At 70.5% G+C, this 8,386-nt stretch carries 10 protein-coding genes and 1 pseudogene; 5 read left to right on the top strand and 6 right to left on the bottom strand.

The genetic code is table 11. The annotated features are described in order from the left end of the window. The 5 genes from CQZ88_RS10755 to CQZ88_RS10735 form a co-directional block, all read right to left on the bottom strand. On the bottom strand, positions 1-1,176 hold a 1,176-nt coding region (locus CQZ88_RS10755), incomplete at its 3' end, for an MFS transporter (protein WP_102799737.1). Continuing rightward, positions 1,173-1,592, bottom strand: a complete 420-nt coding sequence (locus tag CQZ88_RS10750) for a MarR family winged helix-turn-helix transcriptional regulator (protein ID WP_029546932.1) — start codon at positions 1,590-1,592, stop codon at positions 1,173-1,175. The genes CQZ88_RS10750 and CQZ88_RS10755, both read right to left, overlap by 4 nt. Positions 1,593-1,717: 125 nt before the next feature. After that, the gene (locus CQZ88_RS10745; RefSeq protein WP_006944658.1) at positions 1,718-2,425 is read right to left on the bottom strand and encodes a TMEM165/GDT1 family protein; all 708 of its coding nucleotides are present in this window, start codon (positions 2,423-2,425) and stop codon (positions 1,718-1,720) included. Between the two features lie 258 nt (positions 2,426-2,683). Beyond that, positions 2,684-3,211 (bottom strand): hypothetical protein, encoded by a 528-nt coding sequence (locus tag CQZ88_RS10740; protein WP_006944656.1) that lies wholly within the window; start codon positions 3,209-3,211, stop codon positions 2,684-2,686. 181 nt (positions 3,212-3,392) lie between these two features. Then, entirely contained in the window at positions 3,393-4,016 is a 624-nt protein-coding gene (locus CQZ88_RS10735; protein WP_006944654.1) for a superoxide dismutase, read from the bottom strand. Between the two features lie 285 nt (positions 4,017-4,301). Between CQZ88_RS10735 and CQZ88_RS10730 the strand changes: the two genes are divergently transcribed. The 3 genes from CQZ88_RS10730 (at position 4,302) to CQZ88_RS10720 (ending at position 6,830) form a co-directional block, all read left to right on the top strand. Then, positions 4,302-5,405 (top strand): acyltransferase, encoded by a 1,104-nt coding sequence (locus CQZ88_RS10730; protein ID WP_102799736.1) that lies wholly within the window; start codon positions 4,302-4,304, stop codon positions 5,403-5,405. A 9-nt stretch (positions 5,406-5,414) separates the two neighbouring features. After that, entirely contained in the window at positions 5,415-6,083 is a 669-nt protein-coding gene (gene msrA / locus CQZ88_RS10725; RefSeq protein ID WP_006944650.1) for a peptide-methionine (S)-S-oxide reductase MsrA, read from the top strand. Positions 6,084-6,233: 150 nt separating this feature from the next. Continuing rightward, positions 6,234-6,830: a hypothetical protein gene (locus CQZ88_RS10720; RefSeq protein WP_102799735.1), complete on the top strand. Its 597-nt coding sequence runs from the start codon at positions 6,234-6,236 to the stop codon at positions 6,828-6,830. Between the two features lie 13 nt (positions 6,831-6,843). Here the strand turns inward: CQZ88_RS10720 and CQZ88_RS10715 are convergent, their stop codons facing one another. Further along, entirely contained in the window at positions 6,844-7,770 is a 927-nt protein-coding gene (locus CQZ88_RS10715; protein ID WP_029546935.1) for an LLM class F420-dependent oxidoreductase, read from the bottom strand. A 370-nt stretch (positions 7,771-8,140) separates the two neighbouring features. Between CQZ88_RS10715 and CQZ88_RS10710 the strand changes: the two genes are divergently transcribed. Then, a complete protein-coding gene (locus tag CQZ88_RS10710; protein WP_202916712.1) occupies positions 8,141-8,278 on the top strand; it encodes a hypothetical protein in 138 nt (45 codons plus the stop codon). Continuing rightward, a pseudogene (locus CQZ88_RS30825) lies at positions 8,278-8,386 on the top strand (DUF4328 domain-containing protein); the annotation flags it as partial. The gene CQZ88_RS10710 and the pseudogene CQZ88_RS30825, both read left to right, overlap by 1 nt.

Below are 8,386 nucleotides of genomic sequence, written 5' to 3'. Positions count from 1 at the left end.
GGCGACGAGGCACGCGGCGGCGCCGAGCAGCAGTCCGGCCCGGCCGCCCCACTGTTCGCTGACCCACCCGGCGATCGGGCCGCCGATCGCGGTGGAGCCGAGGAAGGCCACCGCGAACAGCGCCATCACGCGCCCGCGCATGCCGGGGGCCGCGGCGAGCTGCAGGGAGCTGTTGGTGGTGGCGGTGAACGCGACGCTGAGGACGCCGACCAGCACCATCGCGGCGAGCATGAGCTCGAGCGTGGGCGCCACCGCGGCCGCGAGCAGCACCACGCCGAACACCGCGGAGGTGGCCACCACGGCGGTCGTGCCGGTGCGACCCCACGTGGCGACGGCGAGCCCGCCCACGACGGCGCCGGCGCCCATCGCGGCGGTGAGGAAGCCGTAGGTCTCGGCGCCGGCACCGAAGGTCTGCTGCGCGACCACGGGCAGCACCACCTGGAACTCGTACGCCAGGCAGCCCACCAGGGCCATCGTCAGCAGCGGCACCGCGAGTGCCGGGGTCTGCCGCACGTGCGCGAGCCCCTCGCGGAGCTGGCCGCGGGCGCGGGCGGCGGGTGGCGACGGGCGCAGCAGGGACAGGTCCAGGCTCGCCAGGGAGGCGACGACGGCGACGAAGCTGAGCGCGTTGAGCAGGAAGCACACGCCGAGACCGCCGACGGCGATGATCAGGCCCGCGACGGCCGGGCCGATCAGGCGCGCGACGGACGCCAGCACCGACTGCAGGCTCACGGCATTGCGCAGGTCCTCCGGTCCGACGAGTTCGAGCATGAACGACTGGCGGGCGGGGTTCTCGAAGCACTGGTTGAGTCCGAGCACCACGGCGAGGACGTACACGTGCCACAGCTGGACGGCACCGGTGACGGTGAGCAGGCCCAGGATCAGGGCCTGCACACCCATCGCGGACTGCAGGCCGATCATGAGCCGGCGCTTGTCGACGCGGTCGGCGACCACCCCGCCGTAGGGGCCGAGCAGCAGCATCGGCACGGTCTGCAGGGCCAGGACGAGGCCGATCGCGGTGCCGGAGCCGGTGAGCTCGAGCACCAGCCACGACTGGGCGACCGTCTGCATCCACGTGCCGATCAGGGAGACCGCCTGGCCGCTGATGTAGCGCCGGAAGTTGGCGCCGCGGAAGGCGGCGAAGGTCTGGCCGCGCAGGTCGGTGAGGACGGTCATCGGCGCTCCTCCGCGGAGCGACGGCACATCTGCTCGGCGAGCGCTTCGAGCGCCGGCAGGGCGTCGTGCAGGGCGTGGAGCCGCTCGGGGGACAGTTCCGCGAGGTGCTCGGTGAACACTGCGGTGCGCATGCGACGCAGGTCGGCGAACGTACGGGCACCGGCCTCGGTGATGTGGGCGCGGACGACGCGCTTGTCGTCCGGGTCCGGGGAACGGGTCAGGAGTCCGGCGTCCTCGAGCTTGCCGAGCATCCGCGAGAGCATCGTCGGATTGAGGCCCTCGATCTCGGCGAGCTCGCGCACGCCGACGGTCTCGCGCCGGGCGACGGTGGCGAGGATCGAGAACTGGGACCGGGTGAGTCCACCTGCGCCGGCGGTGCGGCGGTCGACGCGGCGCGCGATGCGGCCGAGCGCCACGCGCAGGCGGTTGACGTCTTCCTCGTCGAAGCGGTCGTGTGCGGTCGTGATGCCCACCTCCATTTACTTGCCTATCGGCAAGCATACTCTTGGGGAGGCGGACGCGGAGGCACCCGCGCGGTGCTCTACCGCTCGGCGGGTTCCTCGACGGCGACGGGGACCCGTGCGACCTCGGTCCGGCGGCGCAGCAGCGCCCGGCCGGTCACGACGGCGAGCGCGACGGCGAGGGTCACCCCGCCCGCGACCGGGCCGGCGGGCGTGCCGGGGGCCAGGCCTTCGCCGAGCATCCAGGCGCCGAACCCGAAGAACAGCGCCGCCGCCGCCAGCCGGATCGCGTTCTCGGGCAGGTGCTTGCCGAGGACGGCGCCGACGACGATGGCCAGCGCGTCGGCGGCGACCATGCCGATCGTCGAGCCGACCCACACGCCGGCCCAGTCGTTGTCCGCGGCCAGGGCGATGGTGGCGAGCATGGTCTTGTCGCCGAGTTCGGCGAGGAAGAAGGCCGACAGGACGGCGAGGAAGGCCGAACGGGTGACGCGGGCGGCCTTGCCCTGCTCGTCCTCGTCGAGGGAGTCGCCGCGCAGCGTCCACAGGCCGAAGAACAGGAAGGCCAGGCCGCCGACGATCGCCATTGCCGAGGTGGGGATCGCGAGGCCCAGGTAGTGGCCCACGGCGACGGACACGAGGTGCACCGCGGTCGTGGCCGCGAGGATGCCGGACAGGACCACCCACCAGCGGTAGCGCAAGGCGAACGTCATCGCCATGAGCTGCGACTTGTCGCCGAGTTCGGCGACGAACACGACGGCGAAACTCAGGACCAGGGCGGACCACATACCGGGGGTTCCTCCTCCTCGCGTGTCGGTGTGGAGGAGGTGGGGACCTTCCTCCGGCCGGGCGACGCGGGTGCGTCGCGGCCGAAGGTCTCGCCCACCGGTGCGGAATCCGGTTCGCCGGGCCGGGCTGAACGCCAGTATGTCGACCGGGCGATTGTGGGCTACTCCCCTTCGCTTAGGCAACCATAACGTGGGCTGCACGAAAAGGCAAAGGCGGCAATAAGTTTGGAAACCCGAACTTCGAGGTGCGGGTTCCGGTCAGGCGGCGAGCAGCATGGCCAGAACCGCGGTGTCGGGATCGCTGTTGGGATCGACTCCGACCCGGCTGACCAGCGACGTCACCGTCCCGTCGGCCTCCGCCTCCACCCACGCGGCCCGGTGCTCGAGGCCCAGGTGCGGCAGCCCCGGCAGCAGCACGCACCCCGACGCCGCGCCCGTGCACTCCGGCAGCGACGGCCGCGTCTCCGACGGCGGGTGCAGCATGATCAGGGCGGGCGGCTGGTGCGCAGCGAACCGGCCCGGTTCCACCGCCTCGTCGCCGATCACCGGACCCTCCGCGAGCACCAGGCCCACCGTGCCCGGCGCGGGGTCGTCGGGCAGTTCCTCCCGTACCCCGAACACCGTCGACGTGGTCAGCAGGCCGGGCAGCGACGCCACCCGCACCGTCACCGCGAGCAGCTGCGCCCATTCCCGCGTGCTCTCCGGCCACCGCCCCGAAACCACGAATCCCCGCAGGGATCCTCCGGTGTGGAAGGCGGCGAGGCCGATCTGTTCGTTCCCACTCATCCCGCTACCTCCTCGGTGTGACGACAGTCGATGACCGATACACGCCGTTGGGTAGGTGAAGAATGACCGTTTCGTCCGCTGGCACACAAGAGCCCCCGAGTGCCAGCCCCGTCGCGCGCCCCTCCGGAACCCGCGAAGGGGATGCCGGAATCCGGCATCCCCTTCGCGAAGTGCGACGCGACTAGACCAGCAGACCGGCGGTCTGGGTGCGGGCGCGGTCGAAGCGGGCCTGCACGTCCGCCCAGTTCACGATGTTCCAGAAGGCCTTGACGTAGTCGGCCTTGACGTTCTGGTACTGCAGGTAGAAGGCGTGCTCCCACATGTCGAGCATGAGCAGCGGGGTCAGGCCGATCGGGATGTTGCCCTGCTGGTCGTACAGCTGGACGATGATCAGCCGCTGGCCGATGGAGTCCCAGGCCAGGATGGACCAGCCGGAGCCCTGGATCGAGTTCGCGTTCGCCGAGAAGTGGTCGCGGAACGCGTCGAACGAACCGAACGCATCGTCGATCGCGGCACCGAGCTCGCCGTCCGGCTTGTCGCCACCCTCCGGCGACAGGTTCTTCCAGAAGACGGAGTGGTTGGTGTGGCCACCGAGGTGGAAGGCCAGGTCCTTCTCCAGCTTGGTGGCCTGCGCCGCCATCGTGCCGTTCTCCCGCGCCTCCGCCATCTTCTCGAGGGCGGTGTTGGCGCCGGCAACGTAGGTCGCGTGATGCTTGCTGTGGTGCAGCTCCATGATCTTCGCCGAGATGTGCGGCTCGAGCGCGGCGTAGTCGTAGGGCAGGTCCGGAAGCGTGTACTCAGCCACGAAGGATCCCTTCTCTTCGGGCCCGGCGGGGCCCGTGCGTGATTTTCAAGTACTTCTGGGTTTCCACCCAAACCCATAAGTACACCCTCTGCAATACCGCCCGCGCAGCCGGTTGTGCGGGGCGGCGGTGGCGGCGGAGGGCGTCGCGGCGGCGTCCGAAAAGGGACCGACGACCTACCTGCGGAAACGCCGGACAATTCGGCCGGCGGGTGAACGGGCCCTTAACATCGTCGGGTGTTTCGGCCCCTCGCGAGCGACGGGACGCACGACGCCCCGGCGCCACGTGTGGACCTGCCCGGTGTGAACCTGCTCCGCACCGTCGCCGTCCTGGCGGTGCTGTACTCGCACATCTCCTTCTATCTCATCGACGACCTCGGCACCGGCTGGTGGGTCATCGACGTCGTGTACCGGGTGCTCGTCGAGGGCGCCGGCCTCAATCAGCACCTGTCCTTCCTCGGGGTCGCGATGTTCATGACCCTGACCGGGCTGCTCATCACCCGCTCCGCGATCCGCGACGAACCGCGGCGCTTCCTCGTCGCCCGCAGCGCGCGGCTGCTGCCGGCGTTCTGGGTTGCGATCCTCGCCGCGATCCTGCTGGTGCGGCTCGGGATCAACGGGATGTTCAGCGGCCAGACCGGCGTCTCCGGCGTCGAGGCCGTGCTCAGCTTCTTCCTGGGCGGGTTCTTCCTGAAGCCCGAGGTCGCGGTCCTCGGGGTCACCTGGACCCTCGCCGTGCAGATCACGTTCTATCTGTACTGCGTCGCCGCCCGGCCGCTCCTGCGGACCCGGCCCATCGTGGTGCCCGTCCTCGGCGCCGTGGTGTGCATGATGGTGCTGCTGTACAACCTGTACCTGCCCGAGCCGTACACGGTGCCGTTCCTGTCCAAGGTCGCGGCCACGATGCCGACCGTGTTCCTCGGCCAGATCGTGTACCTCGGCTGGGCGCGGCTGACGTCCCGGCGGTGGCTGATCGTCGCGCTGCTCGCCCAGGTCCAGGTGGTGCACCTGGCCACCGACTACCAGGTCTACTGGGCCGGCAGCCGCTACCTGTGGACCATCGTCGTGGTCACCGCGTGCGTGGTCCTGCTCTCCCGCATCGACGGCCGGTTCGCCCGCTCGCGGGTGCTGCACTGGACCGCCACCCGCAGCTACGCGATCTATCTGGTGCACACGCTGGTGCTCTACCGGGTGTACGAGAACACGGTCGCCCACCTCGGCCGCACCGGTGCCGTGCTCGCCTTCGTGGTGGTGTGCGCGGCCGTCGCCGAACTGCTCTACCGCGGCGTCGAGGTGCCGGCCGCCCGCTGGATCACCGCCCGGTGGTTGTCGCCACGCCCGTCGCCCCAGGTGGCGGCCGAGACGGAACCCGTGGAGAAGCCGCGCGCGTAGCATCGAGGCATGTCCTGGTTCGACGACATCCTCGCCCGTGCGGGTTCGAAGTCGGTGATGGTCACGCAGGAGCAGGCGCTGCCCGGCCGCGCCGAGCCGCTGCCCGTTCCCGACACCCATTACGTCAACGGGCACCGCATCATGCCGCCGTTTCCCGAAGGGATGCAGACCGCCGTTCTCGGCATGGGCTGTTTCTGGGGTGCGGAGAAGGAGTTCTGGGGGCTCGAGGGCGTGTACTCCACGGCCGCGGGATATGCCGGGGGATACACCCCGAATCCCACCTACGAGGAGGTGTGCTCGGGCCGGACCGGGCACACCGAGGTGGTGCTGGTCGTGTTCGATCCGAAGGTGATCTCCTACGAGGGCGTCCTCAAGCAGTTCTGGGAGAACCACGACCCCACGCAGGGCATGCGGCAGGGCAACGACCACGGCACCCAGTACCGCTCGGCGATCTACACGTTCGACGAGGGGCAGATCGAGATCGCCGAGGCCACCGCCGAGAACTTCGGCGCCCGGCTCGCCGCGGCCGGCTACGGCGCCGTGACGACCGAGATCGCGCCGCTCACGCAGTTCTACTACGCCGAGGACTACCACCAGCAGTACCTGGCGAAGAACCCGAACGGCTACTGCCCCGTCCACGCCACCGGGGTGAGCTGCCCGGTCGGCCTCGGCGCCTGACGCCACGCCCCGCGCCGCGCTCGGTCCCGAACGGATCGGCATCGGCGACTTCCGGGTTGTGTGACGTTGGCCGGAACGCCTTGCCGTCGTTAGCTGTGCGTATCACTCTGGAAAGAGGGAGTTGTCACGGGGGAGAGGATCGAGGCCGAGATGATGCGGAACACGAGCGGATACCTGCGGGTCCTGCGGCGGGGGCTGCGCGGCCGCCACCCGCTGATCCGGCGCACCGACCGTGCCGAGGCGCGACTCGCCGTGGCGGTGCTGCTCCTGGTCCTGGCGACGATCCCCCTCGCCGGCTGGGTCGGCGCCCGCACCTGGGACATCCAGTCGGCCCTCGCCGTGCAGCAGACCGCCGAACGCACCCTCGTGACGGCGAAGACGCAGGCTGCGGCCGAGACCACGGACGCCACTGCCGGCGAGCTCACGATGGTGGCCTCCGCGTCCGCGCCCGCCACCTGGGCCTGGGGCGACGAGAAGCGCCGGGGTGACGTCACGGTGGACTACGGCACACCCGCCGGCGCGGACGTGGAGATCTGGGTCGATCCGAACGGCGAACAGGCGCTCGCACCGCTGAGCGCGACGAGCGCGAAGATCTCCTCGGTCCTGGTCGGGCTTTCGCTCTGGTTCGCCGCGGCCCTGCTCGCCGCCGCGGTGTTCGGCTACGGCCGGTGGCGGCTGGATCGCACCCGCAACCGGGAATGGAGCCGCGAAATCGCGGCCTTCCTCGGTTCCACCAGCAGCCACTGACCGCGCCTCGTCGTCACACTTCCGGCATGACCTCCCGCGCCACCAGTTCGAGGTGGTCGAGGTCGGCCAGATCCAGCACCTGCAGGTAGATGCGCTGCGACCCGGCCTCGGCGTAGCGGGCGATCTTGTCGACCACCTCGGCGGGCGTGCCGGCGAGACCGTTCTCCCGCAGCTCGTCCACCTCGCGCCCGATCCGGGCGGCGCGGCGGGCGATCTCCGCCTCGTCGCTACCGCAGCACAGCACGAGCGCGTTCGAGTACGTCAGCTCGGAAGGGTCGCGGCCGGCCGCGCGGCACGCGTCCTGCACGCGGGCGAACTGGGCCGCGGTGGCCTCCACCGACTGGAACGGGATGTTGAATTCGTCCGCGTACCGGGCCGCGAGGGCCGGAGTACGGCGCTTGCCCCCGCCGCCGATCACGATCGGCGGACCGGAGCGCTGGTGCGGCTTGGGCAGCGCCGGTGAATCGACGATGCGGTGGTGCGCACCCTCGTACGAGAAGGTCTCCCCGACCGGCGTCTGCCACAGCCCGGTGATCACGGCGAGCGACTCCTCGAACTTGTCGAAGCGCTCCTTCAGCGACGGGAAGGGGATGCCGTAGGCGAGGTGCTCCTCCTCGTACCAGCCTGCCCCGAGCCCGAAGTCGACCCGGCCGCCGCTCATGGCATCGACCTGGGCGACGGTGATCGCGAGGGGGCCGGGGTGGCGGAACGTCGCGGAGGTCACCAGGGTGCCCAGCCGGATCGTGGAGGTCTCCCGGGCCAGGCCGGCCAGCGTGATCCAGGCGTCCGTCGGGCCGGGCAGGCCGGCGGAGTTCATCGCGAGATAGTGGTCGGAACGGAAGAAGGCGCCGTAGCCGAGCCGTTCGGCCGTCTGCGCGACGGCGAGCAGGTCGTCGTAGGTGGCACCCTGCTGAGGTTCGGTGAAGATCCGTAGTTCCATGCCGTCGATCATTTCAGTTCGCCGGAGACCACGTCGGTCTGCGTCGAAGCGCGCACTCGCCGCCGACGGTGCGCCGGAAGCCGTGAACCGTGCGCGGTGGTGGTGCAGAAGATGCCTGTGGGGCAACGAATGACGCGAGCAGCCCGGCCGCTCACCGCCGAAATGTTCCCGGAGTGAGGCGATGTGCCGCTGTGGAAACTGAGCCCTCTGTGGATGAAGCTGTGGAAACTGTGGATAACTCCCGGGCGGAGGCGTTTTCACACGACCCCGCCGGGACGGGGCGAATCGGGCGGGCGGCCCTTCTCCATGGGGTGGGCGGGATCCCCGGTGGTCGCTGCATGCGCCGCAGCGGCGTGCCAGTATTGACGGTGTGAGCTTCCCCGACGTGCCCACCGTCACGGTCGCCGACGTGCCGCCGATCGGTCCCGAGGTCGTGCTGCTCGACGTGCGCGAGGCCGGCGAACGGGATCTCGGGCACGACGGCGACGCCTCGGCGAAGATCTGTTGATGGCCGCCTACCAGATCTGCGTCCGCTGCGGACACCGCTGGCCCGTGTCCTGGCAGCCCCGGCAGTGGTGCCCGGGCTGCCGCGGGCTGCTGCTGTCCCCCGACGACA

It is taken from the genome of Rhodococcus sp. ENV425, from assembly GCF_002887785.1.
Lineage (GTDB): Bacteria > Actinomycetota > Actinomycetes > Mycobacteriales > Mycobacteriaceae > Rhodococcus > Rhodococcus aetherivorans.
The sequence above is the reverse complement of the archived record's forward strand: the minus strand, read 5'-3'. Positions and strand labels throughout refer to the sequence as shown.

Bases quoted from the DNA above. Each gene is read 5' to 3' on its own strand.
- msrA (WP_006944650.1), top strand. From the start codon at position 5,415: ATGTCCTGGTTCGACGACATCCTCGCCCGTGCGGGTTCGAAGTCGGTG.
- CQZ88_RS10715 (WP_029546935.1), bottom strand. From the start codon at position 7,770: ATGGAACTACGGATCTTCACCGAACCTCAGCAGGGTGCCACCTACGAC.
- CQZ88_RS10720 (WP_102799735.1), top strand. From the start codon at position 6,234: ATGATGCGGAACACGAGCGGATACCTGCGGGTCCTGCGGCGGGGGCTG.
- CQZ88_RS10745 (WP_006944658.1), bottom strand. From the start codon at position 2,425: ATGTGGTCCGCCCTGGTCCTGAGTTTCGCCGTCGTGTTCGTCGCCGAA.
- CQZ88_RS10740 (WP_006944656.1), bottom strand. From the start codon at position 3,211: ATGAGTGGGAACGAACAGATCGGCCTCGCCGCCTTCCACACCGGAGGA.